Below are 20,167 nucleotides of genomic sequence, written 5' to 3' on the forward strand. Positions count from 1 at the left end.
AAGTGTATTATAGCGATTTTAAAACAATTATGTATACTTTTGTGTAAATATCAGTCTCAAGTACCAAAACAGTAAATGACATTACACACATATGATAAGTTTTTTTATAAAATAGCACATAAAAAAATTTCCGCATTTTCAATGCGGAAATCATTTTCTCAGTCACTTATTAATCTAATGCACAGATAAAATTATAGACGTTTTTCTAATGCTTCTTTTTTATCTTCAAAACCTGGTTTACCTAATAATGCGAACATATTTTGTTTATATGCTTCTACACCAGGCTGGTTAAACGGATTTACACCAAGTTGATAGCCACTCATTGCGCAAGCCATTTCAAAGAAATAAACGAGATAACCAAATGTTTCTTCATCTAATTGTGGAACATTGATCACTACATTTGGCACGCCACCATCAGTATGTGCTAATAAAGTACCTTCAAAGGCTTTAGTGTTCACTTCATCAATTGTTTTACCTGCTAAATAGTTTAAACCATCTAAATTGTCATTATCTTCTTCAATTGTAATATTATGCTTTGGTGTATTTACTTTGACAACAGTTTCAAATAAGAAACGACGACCTTCTTGTACATATTGTCCAAGTGAATGTAAATCAGTTGTATAATTTGCACTGGATGGATAGATGCCTTTGTAATCTTTACCTTCTGATTCACCAAATAATTGTTTCCACCACTCGTTAAAATATTGCATTGAAGGTTCATAATTGATTAACATTTCAGTGTCATAACCTTTAGCATATAAAATGTTACGGATACTAGCATATTGATATGCAATATTATCTTCTAAGTTTTCAGAAGAGAGCTCTTGTCGCGCTTTTGCAGCCCCGCCCATCATTGCTTCAATATCAATATCTGCGACAGCGATTGGTAATAAACCTACTGCAGTTAAAACTGAGTAACGTCCACCAATATCATCCGGCACTACAAATGTTTCATAGCCTTCATTTGTTGCTAATTGTTTTAATGCACCTTTTTCTTTATCAGTAGTAGCAAAAATACGTTGTTTTGCTTCTTCTTTACCATATTTATTTTCTAATATTTGTTTAAATAGTCTAAATGAAACTGCTGGTTCTGTTGTAGTACCAGATTTAGAAATAACATTTACTGAAAAATCTTTACCATCTAAATAACTAATTAACTCTTGTGTATATGTCGAAGATAAATGATTACCTACAAAGACAATTTCAGGATATTCATTACTATTTCTAAATGCCGGTGTCAACATTTCAATTGCAGCACGTGCACCTAAATATGAACCACCAATACCAATTACAACAAATACATCTGAATTATTTTTGACACGTTTAGAAGCTTCTAATATACGTGAAAATTCTTCTTTATCATAATTAACAGGTAAATCAATCCAACCTAAGAAATCACTACCAGCACCTGTTCCTTCATGAATTGTATGATGAATTGATTTAACAATATCCTTTTGTTGTTTTAATTCATGTTCGCCGAAAAATTCTAAAGTTTTACCGTAATCTAATTGAATATGAGTCATCTAAATTGCCTCCAGTGTTTTTGATTTCATACATATTTTACTAAGTTTATTTTGACTATTCAAACAACTAGCCTACAAAACAAAATTTTTTATAATTATTTTAGCTTATTCATTTCTTATACAACAGACAGAACATCCAATTATATATTCACTGATATATACATGTTCATAAAACGCACATAACTCCAAAACACCTATAATTCAATATACAAGCAGACGGTTAAATTGTAAGAAATTTCTACAATTTGCATATTTATGTATAAAAATGGTTTTATTTTCATTATCCTTCTGCTATACTTACTAATATCAAATTTATAAACAACATATTAAAAAATTCAATTGAGGTGTAACGGTATGAAGGAAAAAATAGTTTTAGCATATTCGGGCGGTTTAGATACAAGTGTTGCAGTGAAATGGTTGATAGATAAAGACTATGATATCGTAGCTTGTTGTCTGGACGTCGGCGAGGGTAAAGATTTAGATTTAGTGCATCAAAAAGCTTTAGATATGGGCGCAGTTGAATGTCACATTATTGATGCCACAGAAGAATTTAGTGAAGATTTTGTTTCATATGCAATCAAAGGCAATTTAATGTATGAAGGCACATATCCCCTTGTATCTGCATTATCAAGACCTTTAATTTCAAAAAAATTAGTTGAAATTGCTAACAAAACAAATGCAGTAGGTATTGCACATGGTTGTACCGGCAAAGGTAATGACCAAGTTCGTTTTGAAGTGGCCATAAAAGCATTGGATCCAGAGTTAAAAGTATTTGCTCCAGTAAGGGAGTGGGCTTGGAGCCGTGAAGAAGAAATTGACTATGCAATCAAACATAATATTCCAGTACCTATCCAACATGATTCACCATATTCTATTGACCAAAATTTATGGGGAAGAAGTAATGAATGTGGCATTTTAGAAGATCCATATGCAGCACCACCAAAAGATGCATTTGACTTAACGAATGAAATTGAAGATACACCTGACGAAGCAGATGAAGTCGTACTTACATTCGAACAAGGCTTACCTACCGCTTTAAACGGTAAATCCTATAAATTAAGCCAATTAATTTTGGATTTAAACAAATTAGCGGGTAAACATGGTATTGGAAGAATTGATCATGTAGAAAATAGACTCGTCGGTATTAAGTCTAGAGAAGTTTACGAAACACCTGCAGCAGAGGTTATAATCAAAGCGCATAAAGCACTCGAAACGATCACTTTAACTAAAGATGTCGCTCATTTTAAACCTATTATTGAAAAACAATTTTCGGAACAAACGTACAATGGACTTTGGTTTTCTCCACTAACTGATAGCCTAAAAGCGTTTGTAGATAGTACACAAAAATTCGTTTCTGGTGTCGTACGTCTTAAATTATTTAAAGGTAATGCCGTTGTAAATGGTAGAAAATCACCGCATACACTATATAATGAAAAATTAGCGACTTATACAAAAGAAGATGCATTTAATCAAGAATCTGCAGTCGGTTTTATTGATATCTTTGGTTTACCTACAAAAGTTAATTCTATGTTACACGGCGGATATTCAGATGAGTAATAAAGCTTGGGGTGGAAGATTTAGTGAGCAACCCGAAGACTGGGTCGATGAATTTAATGCCTCCATTCACTTTGATAAAACGCTCATCCAATATGATGTGCAAGGAAGTATTGCTCACGCTAAAATGCTAGCTAAACAAGATATCATAACCGATGAAGACTGTCAGCAAATAATCAATGGTTTAACAACGATTTTAAATGATTATGAACAAGGTAATTTATCATTCGATGTTTCTTTAGAAGATATTCATCTAAACATTGAGCATGAATTGATTAAACGTATCGGTGATGCAGGTGGTAGGTTGCATACAGGACGTAGCAGAAATGACCAAGTTGCTACTGATATGCACTTATATACTAAAGAAGAAGTTACTCAAATTATTGAGCTCATCAATGAGTTGCAACAAACAATTGTCAATATCGCAGAACAACATGTCAATACAATTATGCCTGGTTATACACATTTGCAAAGAGCTCAACCTATTTCATTTGCACACCATATACTGACTTATTTCTGGATGTTAGATAGAGATAAATCGCGTTTTCAAGATAGTTTGAAGCGAATCGATATTTCACCACTTGGTGCTGTTGCTCTAAGTGGGACGACTTATCCAATCGATCGTCATGAAACGCAATCTTTATTGAATTTCGGCTCTGTTTATGAAAATAGTATAGATGCTGTAAGTGATAGAGACTATATAGTAGAAACATTGCACAATATATCATTAACAATGATACATTTATCACGTTTTGCTGAAGAGATTATCTTTTGGTCATCAGCAGAAGCCAATTTTGTAACTTTATCGGATGCATTCTCAACAGGTTCCTCAATTATGCCTCAAAAGAAAAATCCTGACATGGCAGAGTTAATAAGAGGCAAAGTAGGACGTACAACAGGAAACCTAATGAGCATTTTGATGACGCTCAAAGGTTTACCGCTTGCCTATAACAAAGATATGCAAGAAGATAAAGAAGGGCTATTTGATGCGGTGCATACGATAAAGGGCTCCTTACGAATTTTTGCTGGCATGATAGATACAATGACTGTGAATGTCGATCATCTACAACAAACTGTTTACAATGATTTTTCAAACGCTACTGAATTGGCTGATTACCTTGTCAATAAAGGTGTTCCATTTAGATCAGCACATGAAATTGTAGGAAAAATCGTACTGTGGTCAATTCAACATAATGTCTATTTATTAGATGTGCCGTTGGAAGAATATCAGAAAACGCATAAACGTATTGATTCAGATATTTATGATTATTTAAAGCCAGAAAATTGCGTTAGTCGTAGAATTAGTTATGGCTCAACTGGACAATCAGCGGTAGAACATCAATTATCAGTTATCAAGCAACATCTAAATACAAATTAATAAACCTTTAAAAACTGGAAGTTAAACCATTACTTAACTTCCGGTTTTTTCTTCCATTCATAGTCCAACGTTTTAATCCATTTCACATTTTACTTAGCTCCCTCAACATATGTTTGTATAAATGTATTAACAGTACTCAACTCACCATGTCTTGAATCCTATAGATAAAGCTATTTATTTATATGTCTCAAATCTATATAGACACTTTTCTATATAGATGTTAGTCTATTTAATGCTTAGGAGGTATCATTATGTCTTATAAAAAACTTTCAGCATTGCTTAAAGTTTTATCAGATTCAAACAGATTAGAAATATTAGATTTACTTTCTTGTGGTGAACGATGTGCATGCGATTTGTTGGAGCACTTTCAATTCTCGCAACCCACGCTAAGCCATCACATGAAAACATTAGTGGATTATGAGTTAGTGCATACACGTAAAAATGGAAATAAGCGTTTGTACCAGCTTAATCATGTTATTTTAGATGAAATCAATCAAAGTCTCAATATAATTCACACATCGAACCAACATTGCGCATGTCATAATATGAAATCAGGTGAATGTTAATCAATGACCATTTTAGCTATATTAATTTTTCTTTTAACATTAATTTTTGTCATATGGCAACCTAAGGGATTAGATATTGGTATTACTGCTTTAGCTGGGGCTATCGTAGCTATAATTACAGGTGTAGTTAGCTTTTCCGATGTATTAGAAGTAACAGGCATCGTTTGGAATGCCACGTTAACTTTTGTTGCTATTATTATTATTTCATTAATATTAGATGAAATTGGTTTCTTTGAATGGTCTGCACTACATATGGTTAAAGCATCGAATGGTAACGGGTTAAAAATGTTTGTTTTCATCATGCTATTAGGGGCAGTTGTAGCAGCATTTTTCGCAAATGATGGTGCTGCTTTAATCTTAACGCCTATCGTATTAGCCATGGTGAGAAATTTAGGATTTAATAAAAAAGTCATCTTCCCTTTTATTATTGCCAGTGGATTTATCGCTGATGCGACATCATTGCCCCTGATTGTAAGTAACTTAGTAAATATCGTTTCTGCAGATTATTTTGATATAGGATTCATTGCGTATTTTAGTCGTATGATAATCCCTAATGTATTTTCTTTACTAGCTAGTATTCTCGTATTGTGGCTTTATTTTAGAAAATCTATACCACATACATTTGATACTGAAAACATTTCAGTACCTAAAGATGCTATTAAAGATCCTAAATTATTTAAGATTTCATGGATTGTATTAGCCGTACTGCTCGTAGGCTATCTTGTAAGTGAATTTATCCAAATACCTGTATCAATCATTGCAGGTATGATTGCTTTTGTCTTTGTATGCTTAGCTCGTAAATCTAATGCAGTTCATACTAAGCAAGTAATTAAAGGTGCTCCATGGAATATAGTGTTATTTTCCATTGGTATGTACCTCGTCGTATTTGGGTTAAAAAACGTGGGTATTACCACAATTTTAGCCGACGTATTATCCAGTATTTCAAGTTATGGACTATTCAGTAGTGTTATCGGAATGGGCTTTATATCGGCCTTTTTATCATCAATCATGAATAATATGCCTACCGTTTTAATAGATGCAATTGCTATTGGCCAATCCAATGTCGTTGGCACTTTGAAAGAAGGTATGGTTTATGCGAATGTCATTGGCTCTGACTTGGGCCCTAAAATCACGCCTATTGGTTCTTTAGCTACATTATTGTGGCTTCATGTTTTAACACAAAAAGGTGTAAAAATTGCTTGGGGTACCTATTTCAAAACAGGCATCGTCATTACCATTCCAGTACTATTTGTTACCTTGTTAGGTTTATATTTCACGCTCGTTATTTTTTAAGAAAAGAGGTCTTAATTATGAAGAAGAAAATAATTTATTTTATATGTACTGGTAACTCTTGTCGTAGCCAAATGGCTGAAGGTTGGGGAAAGCATATATTAGGTGAAACATGGCATGTCTATTCTGCTGGTATTGAGACACATGGTGTTAACCCTAAAGCGATAGATGCTATGAATGAAGTAGGTATTGATATATCAAATCATACGTCAGACTTGATTGATAATGATATTTTAAAGCAAGCAAATTTAATCGTAACATTATATGTAGCGATGCAGATAAAAATTGTTCAATTTTACCACCGAATGTAAAAAAAGAACATTGGGGTTTTGATGATCCAGCTGGAAAAACTTGGACAGAATTTCAACGTGTTAGAGACGAAATTAAATTAGCAATTGAAAATTTTAAAACCAAATAAATGTATTAAGTCACCGGCACAGCAGCTTTGACTACGCCAAAGCGTCCGTTTCAAATGAAATTGACGCTTTTTGTTGGTTTGAACTTATATATAGACATATGAAGTTAACGTGATTAAACTAATACATTCTATATATGCTAGAAAAAATTTTAATTAGTTTAATATATTGTTATAACAATATTAACTTTTTAAATCTTAAATTTTAATCGTGTAAATGTCATTCTCAAACAAACGTTTATTTTGTAGGGTTGATATGTAAATACATATCGAGGAGTGACCCATTCTTGCAAAATTTTAAAAAAGCATTATCAACGAGTCTAGCAACGTTATCTCTAGCTTTGATTGGAACGACATCTATAGCAACTGCAAGTGAAAATAACCACAATATTAATACACAATCATCTGCCACACCCTCAAAGCAACAAGGTAACAACTCACACAACCCAAACAGAGCTCAAAATCTAACAGGTGAAAAATATGCAACGATTGCTCATAGAGGTGCCAGTGGTTATTCACCAGAACATACTTTTTATTCATATGATAAAAGTCACAATGCAATGGGAGCATCATATATCGAAATCGATCTTCAGATGACTAAAGATGGTCATCTAGTTGCCATGCATGATGAAACAGTTGATAGAACTACAAACGGTACAGGTAGAGTTGATTCATATACACTAAAAGAATTAAAGCAATTAGATGCTGGTAGTAAATTTAATGCCACAAACCCTCAGTATGCTAATTCAAATTATGTAGGTGCTGAAATTCCTACATTAGATGAAATATTAGAACGATATGGCCCGAATGCTAATTATTATATTGAAACTAAATCACCAGATGTGTATCCAGGGATGGAAGAAGCAGTATTAAAAACACTAAACAATCACAAAATGCTTAATGAGCAATCATTAAATCAAGGGCATGTCTTATTACAATCATTTTCACCTGAAAGCTTAAGTAAATTACATCGTTTAAATAGCAATGTCCCATTGATAAGGTTATTAGATAAAGGTGAATTACCCGCGTTAACCCAACAAGATTTTAATCAAATTCGTCAATACGCAATTGGTGTCGGCCCTGAATATACAGACTTAACTAAACAAAATGTTAAAAACCTTAAAAGAGCTGGTCTGCTGGTACATCCTTTCACCGTTAATAATGAAACCGATATGCACCGCTTAAATCGATATGGCGTTGACGGCGTTTTTACAAATTATCCTGATTTATATAAACAAGTCATTCTAGATAATGAACAAAAAAATAAATAACAAAAAAGAAGAAGTTCTTGGGTTCAAGAACTTCTTCTTTTTCTAAAAGTTTAATATTTAATTAAGCCCAACCACGATAACGTGCAGCTTCAGCAGTACGTTTAATACCTACAATATAAGCTGCTAAGCGCATATCAATTTTTCTATTTTGGGATAACTCATAAATTGTATCGAAAGCTGTGATAAGTTTTTCGCGTAATTTTGTATTTACTTCTTCTTCTGTCCAATAATAACCTTGATTATTTTGTACCCATTCGAAGTAAGAAACTGTTACGCCACCTGCACTTGCTAATACATCAGGTACGAGCAATTTACCACGTTCAGTTAAAATACGTGTACCAGCTGGTGTTGTTGGGCCATTAGCCGCTTCAACCACAATATCAGCTTTAATTTCATTTGCATTGTCTTCTGTGATTTGATTAGCAATCGCTGCAGGTACAAGAATATCACAATCAAGTTCAAACAATTCTTTATTAGAAATTGTTTCTTCAAATAAATTTGTTACAGTACCAAAGCTATCTCTTCTATCTAAAAGATAATCAATGTCAAGACCGTCTGGGTCATGTAAAGCACCGTAAGCATCTGAAATACCCACAATTTTTGCTCCCATATCATAAAGGAATTTAGATAAGAAACTACCTGCGTTACCAAATCCTTGAATAACGATACGTGCACCTTTCAAATCTAGACCTCTTCTTTTAGCAGCTTGTTCTATGGCAATAACTACTCCCAGTGCAGTAGAACGGTCTCTACCTTGTGATCCACCTAATACAATCGGTTTACCAGTAATAAACCCTGGTGAATTAAATTTATCTAATGAACTATACTCGTCCATCATCCAAGCCATGATTTGTGAGTTAGTAAATACGTCTGGTGCTGGGATATCTTTTGTAGGTCCAACAAATTGAGATATCGCACGTACATAACCACGAGATAAACGTTCAACTTCATGTATACTCATTTGTCTAGGATCACAGATGATACCACCTTTACCGCCGCCATATGGCAAGTCGACGATACCACATTTTAATGTCATCCACATAGATAATGCTTTAACTTCTTCGACATCAACGTCTGGATGGAAACGCACCCCACCTTTTGTTGGTCCAACTGCATCATTATGTTGAGCACGATAACCTTTAAATGTTTGAACCGTACCATCATCCATACGTACAGGAATGCGGACTTCAAGGAATCTTAATGGTTCCTTTACTAAATCATACATCCCATCATCAAATCCCAATTTATGCAATGCTTCTTTAATAATTTGTTGCGTAGAAGTAACTAAATTATTATTCTCAGTCATGATTCATTTCGCCTCTTTTTCGTTACTAATGATTTCGCTTTCACGATAATTGTAACATAAGATTTTGCTTTTTAAAGGGTTTTCAAAACTTAAGTTACAGAACATTTTTATTTAAAAACATTTCTTACTTTATCCAATGCAAAGTCCAGTTCTTCTTTGGAAATAATAAGAGGTGGTGCAAATCTAATTACTGTATCATGTGTTTCTTTACATAATAATCCTTCTTCTTTTAACTTTTCACAATAAGGTCTAGCATTTTCATTTAGTTCTATACCAATAAATAATCCACGACCACGCACTTCTTTAATCGCTGGGTGATTTATTTTTTCTAATTCTGATTTAAAGTACTCACCTAGCTCTAATGAACGCCCTGCTAAATCTTCATCAACTAATACATCCAACGCTGCAATCGATACAGCACACGCTAATGGATTACCACCAAACGTTGATCCGTGAGAACCAGGTGTAAATACGCCCAACACTTCTTCGTCAGCTAATACAACAGAAATTGGGAATACACCTCCACCTAATGCTTTACCTAAAATATAGACATCTGGTTTTACATTATCCCAATCTGTGGCAAATAATTTTCCTGAACGCCCTAGTCCAGCTTGAATTTCATCAGCAATAAATAATACATTATGCTCATCACATAATTCTCTAATTTCTTTTAAATAACCTTCTGGTGGAACATTGATACCTGCTTCTCCTTGAATAGGTTCGATTAAAATAGCAGCAGTATTTTCATTAATTGCTTCTTTAACAGCTTCTATGTTACCAAAATCAACTTTACGGAAACCATCTAATAATGGGCCGTATCCTCGTTGGTATTCTGGTTCAGATGACAATGATACTGGCGCCATTGTTCGGCCATGGAAGTTACCATTGAACGCAATAATTTCAGCTTTATCAGGTGCAATATCTTTCACATCATAAGCCCAACGACGTGCTGCTTTTAGTGCTGTTTCAACCGCTTCAGCACCTGTATTCATAGGTAAGGCTTTATCTTTACCGGCTAACTTGCATATTTTTTCATACCATGCCCCTAAGTTATCACTATGAAACGCACGTGATACTAAAGTCACTTTGTCAGCTTGATCTTTTAAAGCCTGAATGATTTTAGGATGTCTGTGACCTTGGTTTACTGCAGAATAAGCAGATAGCATATCCATATATTTATTTCCTTCAGGATCTTTAACCCATACACCTTCAGCCTCTGAAATTACAATTGGAAGTGGCACATAGTTGTGGGCACCGTAATGATTTGTTAATTCAATGATTTCTTCAGATCTTGACATAATATCTCCCCTTTGCATGAATTATATAATAATTTATTGGCATTACTCATTCATAGCATAACGTATTTATTCACTTACGAAAACTATTTTCCGAAAATACTATAAAATCATCGATTCAGAACTTACATTACAACTTTTAAACGTTAAATTTAGAATATAACCGTCAAAATGTAAGCCTTTACATTAATATAATGACACATTCTCGACCGTTTACACAAGCCAATTTTTATAAATTTAAAAATTCTTCTTGATTTAAATCCAGATTACAAGATTTATGCTAATTCTAGTGTTTATAATTTAAAATTTTATACAAACAAAAAACGTCAATTTCTATAATTTTTTCAATAGAAATTGACGTTTTTTTGCTAGTAAAATATTTATAACTTGTACTCACTTTGGCAGTTAGATAGGATTAATAAAGTTAGTATTTACGCATTCAAAACTTTTATTTATTATCAGTTCTAGGTAATGGATAAAAACCTTTATTAAATTGTTCCCATAATTTTGGTGGCAAGTGATGTTTATCAGCTCTTTGCGGATCAAATTGAGATAGAATTTCATCTTCTTTGCCATCTTTAATTTTACTTACAAAATTATGATCTAACAAGATTTCACGTCCTAGTGCGACCAGTTCTACACCAGTTGACTCAATTGCTTCAATAGCTTGTTCAGCTGTGAAAATAGATCCTATACCTATGAGTGGCATACGTCCATTCATCCAATCTAAAATAAGTTTAATACGCTCTTTGCCTTTGTATTGACCTTCACGCGTTTGTGAGTGAATATCCATTAACGATACATGTAAATAATCTAAAGGTTTTTCTACTAATAATTCAATCAACTCTTTAGTAATTTCCATGCTTATACCTGGAGATTCAGCTTCTTCAGGAGAAAATCTATAGCCAACGATAAAATCTTTACTTCCGTATTGCTTAACAGTATTTGTCACTTCATCTACCACGCTTGTAGCAAATTTATAACGGTCTTGTCCCCACTCATCATTACGACGATTATAATATGGAGATACAAATTGATGGATTAAGTAATGGTTTGCACCGTGAATTTCAACACCATCGAATCCAGCTTCAATGACTCTTCTAGTTGCTTCACCGAAAGCTTTTATTGTTGATTCAATTTCCTCTTTTGTAATTTCACGTGCATCATGTGCTTCTTGTTCACCAAAACTCTTTAATGATATCGGGCTTGGCGCCGCAACATCACCATTAGGTGTTAAATTAGGTAAAGATTGCGCGCCACCATGATGTATTTGAACAACCGCTTTTGCACCATTTTTTTTCATAGCTTTTGCCAAACGTTTTAGACCTTCTATATTAGAGTCATGTGCTACTGAAGGTTGTCCAGGAAAAGCTTTACCTAAATCTGTTACATTGCTTGCAGCTGAAATTGCTAAACCAACATCTTTTGAACGCTGTTCCATATACACAACCTCTTCATTAGAAATTGTGCCATCGTCATTAGATGAAACATGTGTTAAAGGTGCTAGTACAAATCGATTGTCTAAAACAACTTGATTTGGTAATTTTAATTTTTCAAATAACGGTTGAAATTTTTTATCCATTAAATTAAATCCTCCTAAAATACAAAATACTTAAATGTCATTACATAATCACTTTAAGTGTTTTTAATTCTAACTTCCTTAGTTTTAAATATAAAATTATATGCTCACGCATATAATTTTATATTGCTACTCTTCCAATAAATTTTAGCTTATAAATAAAAAACACTAACATCTTAAAATAAGATGTTAGTGTTTTTTAAAAGATGACTGTTCATCTTTTATCGCGTTTTTGGACTGTTTAATCCAAACCGGTAAGCGTTCTTTAATTGTTTGAAACCCATATTTTTCGGTTTCTTTAATTTCATCTAATACTGATTGCTTTTCTTTTTTACGTTCATAATTTTTAAAATAGTCGTTATCTTTTAAAGAAAGATTTAACTTTCCTTCTTTATCAATTGAAATGACTTTCGCTTTTACAATTTGTCCTTCTGATAAAAACTTTTTTAAATTATGGACGTAATCATCCATAATTTCAGAAATATGGATTAATCCTTCAGTATTGTCAGGGGTTTCTACAAAAGCGCCATACGGTTGAATTCCAGTCACACGAACTTTGATATGTTGACCTACTTTATAGTGATTATTCAACGTGATAACCCCTTAATTCGTTTTACTTAACATGTTCATAATAGCATAAATCATTCAATGGTACTAATATTACCTAGAAAAATTTCACGATTTATCAAAAATCAAGCTACACAACCACGGATTGAATTTCTCTTATATCTCATTATACAAAGGCTTTTAAACCATTCCCAAGAACTGATACTTGCATCAATGCTTTCAAAATAAAAATTCTTAGGTTTTTACTTATAATGGTATTTAATTGAATATATTACACCATCACGCTCCAATGGAGATAACTAAAATTGTCAAAATAAAATAAGAGGCTGAAACAATGAATTTGTCTCAACCTCTTAAACATTTTTTATTTTTAATATAACAGGTATTTAAAAACAATTTAAAAATGGTTAAATCCTTACTAGAGTTTACCATCTTCCAAACTTTATTTTACCTTATTTTTCAATAATATCTATTGAATCAATCGTGATATCATGTAAAGGTTTATCCTGTGGCCCTACCTTAGTAGCCGCAATATCTTCTAATGTAGATTCACCTTCTAATAATTGACCAAAAACAGTATGCTTTTGATCTAACCAAGGTGTACCACCCTTTTCACCATAAGCCTTCACAATCGGTTCTGGCCAACCACCATCTGCGAGTTGGCTAAGCATAGATTCTGGAACTTCCTTCATTTGAACAATAAAGAACTGTGAACCGTTCGTATTCGGTCCAGAATTTGCCATTGATAAAGCACCATATAAGTTGAATGCTTCTAGTGAAAACTCATCTTCAAACGGACCTCCATAAATACTTTCACCGCCCATACCAGTTGCTGTTGGGTCGCCTCCTTGTACCATGAAGTCATTGATTACTCGATGAAAAGAAATGCCATCATAGTAGCCATTTTTTGCATGTGTAACAAAGTTTTCTACAGTTTTAGGCGCAATATCAGGCAATAATTTGAAAGTCATATCACCCTTATTTGTATGCATAACCATTTTTATTTCATTTTCGTTTACTTCTGAATTTAACTGAGGATAGTTCGACATTTTTATTCTCCATTTCATGTTAAGATGATATATGTATTCTAACATAAAATGAGGAGTGTATTGAATTATGTTATATCGTTTTGCACATAAAACTGGAAGTTATGGTGTATCTATTATAGAAGAAGATGGCAATCAAGTACTTGTTCAAATTGAACAGGTCATTAAACATCCAAAACAAGGAGACTTACATCACCCAAACGAAACGAACAATGTCTTTTTTCACGAACGCAAAGCTTTAAGTCAATTTGAAAAGCGCTATACTTCAAAATCCAAACTTAGACCTTTTAATGTAGAAGAACTGGATTATATACAATCTTTACAATTTGCCATTACGAATTTAGAAAACAAATTAAAAGAAGAAAATACCGAATTTGCACAATACTCACTTGCTAATTTAGCACAATTAAAAAAAGATTATTCAATTCAATACAAACAAAATTTTGAATAAAAATACCGTGTTTCTTCTTATTTAAAACAAACTTAAAATTAAAGCTCCACAAGGGTTAGCGTGGTTTTTCAGAATAGTCTTATTCATGTATAATGACCTTATACTATTTTTAAAAGGAGGATAAAATAATGAGTTTGATACATATAGCGGTGTTATTACCGTTAATATTTGCACTCATTATTCCAATTGTATATCGCATACATAAGCGGATACATTTAGGATGGTTTGTGTTACCTATCCCCGTCGTCTTATTTATATATTTTATATCAATCATTTCGACAACAATGTCAGGTGAAAACGTAGTACATAAAGCAAATTGGATGCCTCATTTTGGCATGAATTTCGATTTATACGTTGATGGCTTAGGCTTATTATTCAGTTTATTAATAACTGGTATCGGAAGCTTGGTTGTATTATATTCCATTAGTTATTTAAGTCGACAAGAGCAATTGGGTCATTTTTATTGTTACCTTTTGCTTTTTATGGGTGCCATGTTAGGGGTCGTATTATCAGATAATATCATTATCTTATATCTGTTTTGGGAGCTAACTTCATTTTCAAGTTTTCTACTCATTTCATTTTGGAGAACAAAACAAGCATCTATTTATGGTGCACAAAAATCAATGCTCATAACTGTTTTGGGCGGTCTTTCTCTGCTAGGTGGTCTTATTTTACTATCACTTGCAGGTAATTCTACCAGTATTCAAACGCTCATCAATCATGCGTCTGAAATTCAGACAAGCCCTTACTTTATATTGTCTATGATTTTTGTAATCATTGGAGCGATGACTAAATCAGCTCAGTTTCCATTCTACGTTTGGTTACCGGATGCTATGGAAGCACCGACACCCGTTAGTGCTTACTTGCATTCTGCAACGATGGTTAAAGCTGGTCTTTACTTAGTTGCTCGTATGACACCAATATTCGCACTTTCTCAAGGTTGGATTTGGACGATTACTGCAGTCGGCTTAATCACGCTGTTCTGGGCATCTTTGAATGCCACAAAACAACAAGATTTAAAAGGCATTTTAGCTTTTTCAACTGTCTCACAATTAGGCATGATTATGTCAATGTTAGGTATCGGGGCAGTAAGTTATCATTTCGAAGGTGCAGATAGTCAAATTTATGTTGCTGCGTTTACAGCGGCTGTGTTTCACCTTATAAATCACGCTACATTTAAAGGTGCATTGTTTATGGTAACTGGTGCTGTTGATCACAGTACAGGAACACGTGATGTCAATAAATTGGGTGGCTTAGTAACAATCATGCCAATTTCTTTTACGATTACATTAATTACATCATTGAGTATGGCGGGTATTCCACCGTTTAATGGTTTCTTATCTAAAGAGAAATTTCTTGAAAGTATGATTGAAGTTACACATGCTAATATCTTCAGTTTAAATAGTATTGGCATACTCATACCTATCGTAGCAATTTTGGGCAGCGTATTCACTTTTGTTTATGCAGTTAGATTTATTGGTCAAATATTCTTAGGTAGTTATAAACCAGATAATTTACCAAAATCAGCTCATGAAGTTTCAAAATTAATGCTAATCTCTCCAGGTATTTTAGCACTACTCGTCATTGTTTTTGGGTTCTTCCCTTCAATATTGACAGGTACGATTATTGAACCAGCTGTCAACGCAATCAGTAATAATACAAATGCAACAGCTGAGTTTCATATGTTCCATGGATTTACACCAGCCTTTTTCTCCACATTGGGCATTTATGTAGCTGGTATATTGTTAATATTTAGCTTTGGTTATTGGATTAGTTTATTAAAAGCACAACCTACAAAACTAACAATCAATTATTGGTATGATAAAGTTGGAACGGTATTCCCAGGCTATTCTAGTCAATTTACCAACACTTATGTTACTGGATTTACACGTAATAACTTATTAATCATTTTTGCGTCTTTAATCGTAATTACACTTGTGACGTTATTAGTAACACCATTCAGTGTTAACTTTAAAGATGTTAGTGAAATCAGACCATTCGAATTGATCATCGTAGTCATTATTATTACGGCAGCTTCAATGATTATTTTTGCTCGCTCACGTCTATTCAGTATTATCATGGCAAGTGCAGTAGGTTATGCAGTAGCAATCTTCTTTATTTTCTTTGGTGCGCCAGACTTAGCGCTGACGCAATTTGTTGTAGAATCTATTTCTACTGCATTGTTCTTATTATGTTTCTATCACTTACCAAATCTAAATCGACATAACGAGTCCACTTCATTTAAGTGGCTGAATGTTTTGATTGCCATCGGTGCTGGTACTGTTGTAACAGTATTGGGTTTAATCACATACGGAAATAGACACTTTGGCTCAATTGGAGAATTTTATAAAGCGCATGTATATGATTTAGCTCATGGTACAAACATGGTCAACGTTATCCTAGTTGACTTCCGTGGTACGGATACTTTATTCGAATCTTCAGTATTAGGTATTGCTGGATTAGGTGTTTACACAATGATTAAACTTCGTTATAAAAATAAACCAAATGATGAAGGAGGAACTCACATTGAAAAGACAGAAAAATAATTTAATATTCCAATACTCTGCCATTGTGATTTTCTTCTTAATCGTTATGTTTGGTTTACACCTATTTCTAACAGGACATTATACACCTGGTGGCGGTTTCGTCGGTGGCTTACTATTATCAAGTTCACTTGTGATTGTAGCTGTTGCTTATGATATTAAAACGATGCGTAAAATATACCCATGGGACTTCAAAAAACTCATTGGTATCGGGTTGTTCTTTTGTTTAGCTACACCGATGGCGAGTTGGCTATACAATAAAAACTTCTTTACGCATACACCTTTTGAAATTCCATTAGGTATTTTAAAACCTATAGAAATGCACACTGCCACATTTTTTGATTTAGGTGTTTTATGTGCGGTTGTTGGCACAATAATGACTATAATATTAGCGATTGGAGAGAATGAGTAATGGAAATAGTGATGATTTTTGTTTGTGGTATTCTCACTGCAATGAGCGTCTATCTCATTCTTTCTAAAAGTTTGATACGCATCATTATTGGGACTACATTACAAACACATACAGCTAATTTATTTTTAATAACGATGGGTGGTCTTAAAAAAGGTGAAGTCCCTATTTATGAAAAAGGGTTCACTTCATATGTGGATCCAATTCCACAAGCACTCATATTAACAGCAATTGTAATTTCATTTTCAGTAACAGCCTTTTTCTTAGTATTGGCTTTTAGAAGCTATAAAGAACTAGGTACAGACAACGTAGAAAGCATGAAAGGGGTGCTAGATAATGATAGAGAGTAATCTTATTATTTCATTACTTGTCATACCAATGTTAACAATTATTGCATTAATTTTTATTGGTAAACGCCCTAAAATTAAACGCTACGTTGCATTAACAGGTACTGCAGTTACATTAATTTTTGCTTTTATAAATCTAAAGAATGTTCTCAGAGATGGACCTATAAAACTCGAGCTTGGTTCATGGGATGCACCGTATAGTATTGTTTTTGTTACAGATATTTTTAGTATCTTACTTGTGATTACAAGTTTAATTGTAACAATGTTGATTATCTTATATTCATATCAATCAGTAGGTATCGAACGTGAAACATATTATTATTATTTTGCCATAATGTTTATGCTCACAGGTGTTATAGGCTCATTTATAACTGGTGATATTTTCAACCTTTTCGTATTCTTTGAAGTATTTTTAATGGCATCTTATATTTTATTAGTTATTGGTGGCACACAAGTTCAATTGAGTGAAACGATAAAATATGTGCTTGTGAATGTGACATCTTCTGCTTTCTTTGTTATAGCCGTTGCAATGCTTTATTCTGTCGTCGGTACATTGAATTTAGCAGATATTAGTGAAAAATTAAGCCAACTATCAACACAAGACAAAGGAATTATCAGTATTATATTTATTATGTTCATCTTTGTTTTTGCTACAAAAGCTGGTGTGTTTCCAATGTATATCTGGCTACCAGGTGCTTATTATGCGCCACCTATAGCAATTATCGCTTTCTTTGGTGCATTATTAACAAAAGTTGGGGTTTACGCAATAGCTAGAACAGCAAGCCTTTTCTTTGGCGATTCCTCTAATTTTTCGCTGTACACCATTCTATTCTTAGCCTTACTTACAATTATTTTTGGTTGTGTGGGTGCAGTAAGCTACTTTGATACTAAAAAAATTATCATTTATAATATTATGATTGCTGTTGGTGTCATTTTAGTAGGCGTAGCAATGATGAATCAGGCTGGCATGATGGGCGCAATTTATTATACTTTACACGATATGTTGATAAAAGCTGCACTATTTTTCTTAATTGGTGTGATGTATAAAATCACTAAAACACACGATTTACGCAAATATGGTGGCTTAATCAAACATTATCCTGTATTAGGTTGGTCTTTCTTTATCGCTGCTTTAAGTTTAGCCGGTATTCCGCCGTTAAGTGGTTTTTATGGTAAATACTATATCGTTCAAGCTACTTTCGAAAAAGGATTTTATCTAAGCGGTATAATCGTATTACTATCTAGTTTAGTCGTACTTTACTCTGTTATTCGTATTTTCTTAAAAGGATTCTTCGGTGAATCTGAAGGTTATGAAGTCAATCCTAAACTGCAGTACAAAGGTATCTTAACAGTAGCTATTATCGCAGTTGCCATATCAGTAATATTTGGCCTATCCGCTGACTTTTTACAGCCAATCATAAAAGATGCTGCTGAAACATTCTATAATCCTAGTGTATATATAGACAGCGTATTGGGGGGTAAATAGTATGGCAATTCAAATATTAGTAAATTTAATTTTATCTGTGTTTTGGCTATTCGTTACCGGCAGTTATACATTTAATAATTTCCTTTTAGGTTATATCTTTGGACTTTTATTAGTATTCCTAATGCGCGGTGTCTTACCCGGTAGATTTTATATTATTACTATTTATAAAATCATTAAATTATTTATCGTCTTTTTAGTAGAATTGATTAAAGCAAATATTGATGTTATTAGAATTGTAACTAAGCCTAAAATCAACAACGAACCCGCCTTTTTTACTTATCCGACCGATTTAAAAAAAGATTGGCAAATTGTGTTGTTATCAAATTTGATTACCCTGACACCAGGCACAATTGTTCTAGGCATTAGTGATGATCGCACAAAAATATACATTCACAGTATTGATTTTAGTACTAAGGAAGAAGAAATAAAAAGTATTAAATCATCACTTGAAAAAGTGGTAAGAGAGGTAGGCGAATATTAATGAACTACAACGTAATATTAATCGTGGCATTAGTTATCGTAACATTGTCAATGTTTGGTATGCTTGTTCGTGTCATTATCGGCCCTTCTCTTGCGGATAGGGTTGTGGCACTCGACGCAATGGGTATCCAATTAATGGCGATTGTAGCACTATTTAGTATTTTCTTAGGTACTAAATATATGATGGTTGCTATTTTGTTAATTGGTATTTTAGCATTTTTAGGAACCGCAGTGTTTGCAAAATATATGGATAAAGGTAAGGTGATTGAACATGATAACAACGATCATCATTAGCATAGCGCTTATCTTAGTTATCCTCGGCTCACTCATAAGTGCACTAGCTGCGATTGGCCTCTTGCGTTTAGATGACGTATATGCGCGCGCACATGCTGCTGGTAAAGCCGCTACATTGGGAGCAATGTTACTTATAAGTGGTGTTTTCTTATATTTCATCGGGCGTGAAGGTTACGTAAATATGCAATTACTTATTGGAATATTATTTATTCTGATAACAGGTCCACTAGCAAGTCACCTTATTATTAAATCCGCATATAATTTAAGAACACCCGCTTCCAAAAGAACAAAACGTGATGATATACAAAAAGACCTAAAAGAAACAAAATTGTAAAGTCATTAACTTACGCATTCCAATTAACTGGGA

General features: G+C 33.4%; 19 protein-coding genes and 1 pseudogene. 14 read left to right on the top strand and 6 right to left on the bottom strand.

Annotation, left to right across the window (positions count from 1 at the left end):
* Positions 1 to 191: 191 nt before the first annotated feature.
* Positions 192 to 1,523 carry a glucose-6-phosphate isomerase gene (locus tag KA883_RS04710; RefSeq protein ID WP_210139883.1) on the bottom strand — a complete coding sequence of 444 codons (1,332 nt, stop codon included), beginning with the start codon at positions 1,521 to 1,523 and terminating at the stop codon, positions 192 to 194.
* 354 nt (positions 1,524 to 1,877) lie between these two features.
* Here KA883_RS04710 and KA883_RS04715 point away from each other — a divergent pair, with 354 nt between their 5' ends.
* The 6 genes and pseudogenes from KA883_RS04715 (at position 1,878) to KA883_RS04740 (ending at position 7,997) form a co-directional block, all read left to right on the top strand.
* Positions 1,878 to 3,080: an argininosuccinate synthase gene (locus KA883_RS04715; protein ID WP_210139884.1), complete on the top strand. Its 1,203-nt coding sequence runs from the start codon at positions 1,878 to 1,880 to the stop codon at positions 3,078 to 3,080.
* Positions 3,073 to 4,455 carry an argininosuccinate lyase gene (gene argH, locus KA883_RS04720; RefSeq protein WP_046208031.1) on the top strand — a complete coding sequence of 461 codons (1,383 nt, stop codon included), beginning with the start codon at positions 3,073 to 3,075 and terminating at the stop codon, positions 4,453 to 4,455. Before KA883_RS04715 ends, argH begins: the two co-directional genes overlap by 8 nt.
* A 251-nt stretch (positions 4,456 to 4,706) precedes the next feature.
* Positions 4,707 to 5,021: an ArsR/SmtB family transcription factor gene (locus tag KA883_RS04725; RefSeq protein ID WP_046208030.1), complete on the top strand. Its 315-nt coding sequence runs from the start codon at positions 4,707 to 4,709 to the stop codon at positions 5,019 to 5,021.
* Between the two features lie 3 nt (positions 5,022 to 5,024).
* A complete protein-coding gene (gene arsB, locus KA883_RS04730) occupies positions 5,025 to 6,314 on the top strand; it encodes an arsenite efflux transporter membrane subunit ArsB (RefSeq protein ID WP_210139885.1) in 1,290 nt (429 codons plus the stop codon).
* A gap of 17 nt (positions 6,315 to 6,331) precedes the next feature.
* Positions 6,332 to 6,729 (top strand): annotated as a pseudogene (arsC, locus tag KA883_RS04735) (arsenate reductase (thioredoxin)).
* A gap of 284 nt (positions 6,730 to 7,013) precedes the next feature.
* Positions 7,014 to 7,997, top strand: a complete 984-nt coding sequence (locus KA883_RS04740) for a glycerophosphodiester phosphodiesterase (RefSeq protein ID WP_046208028.1) — start codon at positions 7,014 to 7,016, stop codon at positions 7,995 to 7,997.
* A gap of 61 nt (positions 7,998 to 8,058) precedes the next feature.
* Here KA883_RS04740 and KA883_RS04745 read toward each other — a convergent pair whose 3' ends face one another.
* From KA883_RS04745 to KA883_RS04765, 5 genes are all read right to left on the bottom strand, one after another.
* Positions 8,059 to 9,303, bottom strand: coding sequence for a Glu/Leu/Phe/Val family dehydrogenase (locus KA883_RS04745; protein WP_019469653.1), 1,245 nt, complete (start codon positions 9,301 to 9,303; stop codon positions 8,059 to 8,061).
* Positions 9,304 to 9,410: 107 nt separating this feature from the next.
* Positions 9,411 to 10,601 (bottom strand): ornithine--oxo-acid transaminase, encoded by a 1,191-nt coding sequence (locus KA883_RS04750; RefSeq protein ID WP_046208027.1) that lies wholly within the window; start codon positions 10,599 to 10,601, stop codon positions 9,411 to 9,413.
* Positions 10,602 to 11,046: 445 nt separating this feature from the next.
* A complete protein-coding gene (locus KA883_RS04755; RefSeq protein WP_046208026.1) occupies positions 11,047 to 12,180 on the bottom strand; it encodes an NADH-dependent flavin oxidoreductase in 1,134 nt (377 codons plus the stop codon).
* 186 nt (positions 12,181 to 12,366) lie between these two features.
* The gene (gene ygs, locus KA883_RS04760) at positions 12,367 to 12,768 is read right to left on the bottom strand and encodes a S1 domain-containing post-transcriptional regulator Ygs (protein ID WP_046208025.1); all 402 of its coding nucleotides are present in this window, start codon (positions 12,766 to 12,768) and stop codon (positions 12,367 to 12,369) included.
* A 428-nt stretch (positions 12,769 to 13,196) separates the two neighbouring features.
* Entirely contained in the window at positions 13,197 to 13,793 is a 597-nt protein-coding gene (locus KA883_RS04765; protein WP_046208024.1) for a peptidylprolyl isomerase, read from the bottom strand.
* Between the two features lie 67 nt (positions 13,794 to 13,860).
* Here KA883_RS04765 and kapB point away from each other — a divergent pair, with 67 nt between their 5' ends.
* From kapB to KA883_RS04805, 8 genes are all read left to right on the top strand, one after another.
* The gene (kapB, locus tag KA883_RS04770) at positions 13,861 to 14,241 is read left to right on the top strand and encodes a sporulation phosphorelay system protein KapB (RefSeq protein WP_046208023.1); all 381 of its coding nucleotides are present in this window, start codon (positions 13,861 to 13,863) and stop codon (positions 14,239 to 14,241) included.
* Between the two features lie 128 nt (positions 14,242 to 14,369).
* Positions 14,370 to 16,787: a Na+/H+ antiporter subunit A gene (locus KA883_RS04775; protein WP_046208022.1), complete on the top strand. Its 2,418-nt coding sequence runs from the start codon at positions 14,370 to 14,372 to the stop codon at positions 16,785 to 16,787.
* The gene (locus KA883_RS04780) at positions 16,768 to 17,196 is read left to right on the top strand and encodes a Na(+)/H(+) antiporter subunit B (protein ID WP_080760407.1); all 429 of its coding nucleotides are present in this window, start codon (positions 16,768 to 16,770) and stop codon (positions 17,194 to 17,196) included. The genes KA883_RS04775 and KA883_RS04780 overlap by 20 nt, the downstream gene beginning before the upstream one ends.
* Positions 17,196 to 17,543, top strand: a complete 348-nt coding sequence (gene mnhC1, locus KA883_RS04785) for a Na+/H+ antiporter Mnh1 subunit C (protein ID WP_040030166.1) — start codon at positions 17,196 to 17,198, stop codon at positions 17,541 to 17,543. Before KA883_RS04780 ends, mnhC1 begins: the two co-directional genes overlap by 1 nt.
* Positions 17,530 to 19,026 carry a Na+/H+ antiporter subunit D gene (locus tag KA883_RS04790; RefSeq protein WP_046208020.1) on the top strand — a complete coding sequence of 499 codons (1,497 nt, stop codon included), beginning with the start codon at positions 17,530 to 17,532 and terminating at the stop codon, positions 19,024 to 19,026. Before mnhC1 ends, KA883_RS04790 begins: the two co-directional genes overlap by 14 nt.
* Before the next feature lies 1 nt (position 19,027).
* Entirely contained in the window at positions 19,028 to 19,507 is a 480-nt protein-coding gene (locus KA883_RS04795; RefSeq protein WP_046208019.1) for a Na+/H+ antiporter subunit E, read from the top strand.
* A complete protein-coding gene (locus KA883_RS04800) occupies positions 19,507 to 19,800 on the top strand; it encodes a Na(+)/H(+) antiporter subunit F1 (RefSeq protein ID WP_046208018.1) in 294 nt (97 codons plus the stop codon). The genes KA883_RS04795 and KA883_RS04800 overlap by 1 nt, the downstream gene beginning before the upstream one ends.
* Positions 19,778 to 20,134, top strand: a complete 357-nt coding sequence (locus KA883_RS04805; protein WP_046208017.1) for a Na+/H+ antiporter subunit G1 — start codon at positions 19,778 to 19,780, stop codon at positions 20,132 to 20,134. Before KA883_RS04800 ends, KA883_RS04805 begins: the two co-directional genes overlap by 23 nt.
* Positions 20,135 to 20,167: the final 33 nt, after the last annotated feature.

The sequence above is a fragment of the Staphylococcus sp. GDY8P54P genome (genome assembly GCF_017892645.1).
GTDB classification, from domain to species: domain Bacteria; phylum Bacillota; class Bacilli; order Staphylococcales; family Staphylococcaceae; genus Staphylococcus; species Staphylococcus ureilyticus.

What these genes read in the sequence shown, in the direction of transcription:
- KA883_RS04710 (WP_210139883.1), bottom strand. Translation starts at nt 1,523, where the DNA reads ATGACTCATATTCAATTAGATTACGGTAAAACTTTAGAATTTTTCGGC.
- KA883_RS04715 (WP_210139884.1), top strand. Translation starts at nt 1,878, where the DNA reads ATGAAGGAAAAAATAGTTTTAGCATATTCGGGCGGTTTAGATACAAGT.
- argH (WP_046208031.1), top strand. Translation starts at nt 3,073, where the DNA reads ATGAGTAATAAAGCTTGGGGTGGAAGATTTAGTGAGCAACCCGAAGAC.
- KA883_RS04725 (WP_046208030.1), top strand. Translation starts at nt 4,707, where the DNA reads ATGTCTTATAAAAAACTTTCAGCATTGCTTAAAGTTTTATCAGATTCA.
- arsB (WP_210139885.1), top strand. Translation starts at nt 5,025, where the DNA reads ATGACCATTTTAGCTATATTAATTTTTCTTTTAACATTAATTTTTGTC.
- KA883_RS04745 (WP_019469653.1), bottom strand. Translation starts at nt 9,303, where the DNA reads ATGACTGAGAATAATAATTTAGTTACTTCTACGCAACAAATTATTAAA.
- KA883_RS04750 (WP_046208027.1), bottom strand. Translation starts at nt 10,601, where the DNA reads ATGTCAAGATCTGAAGAAATCATTGAATTAACAAATCATTACGGTGCC.
- KA883_RS04755 (WP_046208026.1), bottom strand. Translation starts at nt 12,180, where the DNA reads ATGGATAAAAAATTTCAACCGTTATTTGAAAAATTAAAATTACCAAAT.
- KA883_RS04765 (WP_046208024.1), bottom strand. Translation starts at nt 13,793, where the DNA reads ATGTCGAACTATCCTCAGTTAAATTCAGAAGTAAACGAAAATGAAATA.
- kapB (WP_046208023.1), top strand. Translation starts at nt 13,861, where the DNA reads ATGTTATATCGTTTTGCACATAAAACTGGAAGTTATGGTGTATCTATT.
- KA883_RS04775 (WP_046208022.1), top strand. Translation starts at nt 14,370, where the DNA reads ATGAGTTTGATACATATAGCGGTGTTATTACCGTTAATATTTGCACTC.
- mnhC1 (WP_040030166.1), top strand. Translation starts at nt 17,196, where the DNA reads ATGGAAATAGTGATGATTTTTGTTTGTGGTATTCTCACTGCAATGAGC.
- KA883_RS04790 (WP_046208020.1), top strand. Translation starts at nt 17,530, where the DNA reads ATGATAGAGAGTAATCTTATTATTTCATTACTTGTCATACCAATGTTA.
- KA883_RS04795 (WP_046208019.1), top strand. Translation starts at nt 19,028, where the DNA reads ATGGCAATTCAAATATTAGTAAATTTAATTTTATCTGTGTTTTGGCTA.
- KA883_RS04800 (WP_046208018.1), top strand. Translation starts at nt 19,507, where the DNA reads ATGAACTACAACGTAATATTAATCGTGGCATTAGTTATCGTAACATTG.
- KA883_RS04805 (WP_046208017.1), top strand. Translation starts at nt 19,778, where the DNA reads ATGATAACAACGATCATCATTAGCATAGCGCTTATCTTAGTTATCCTC.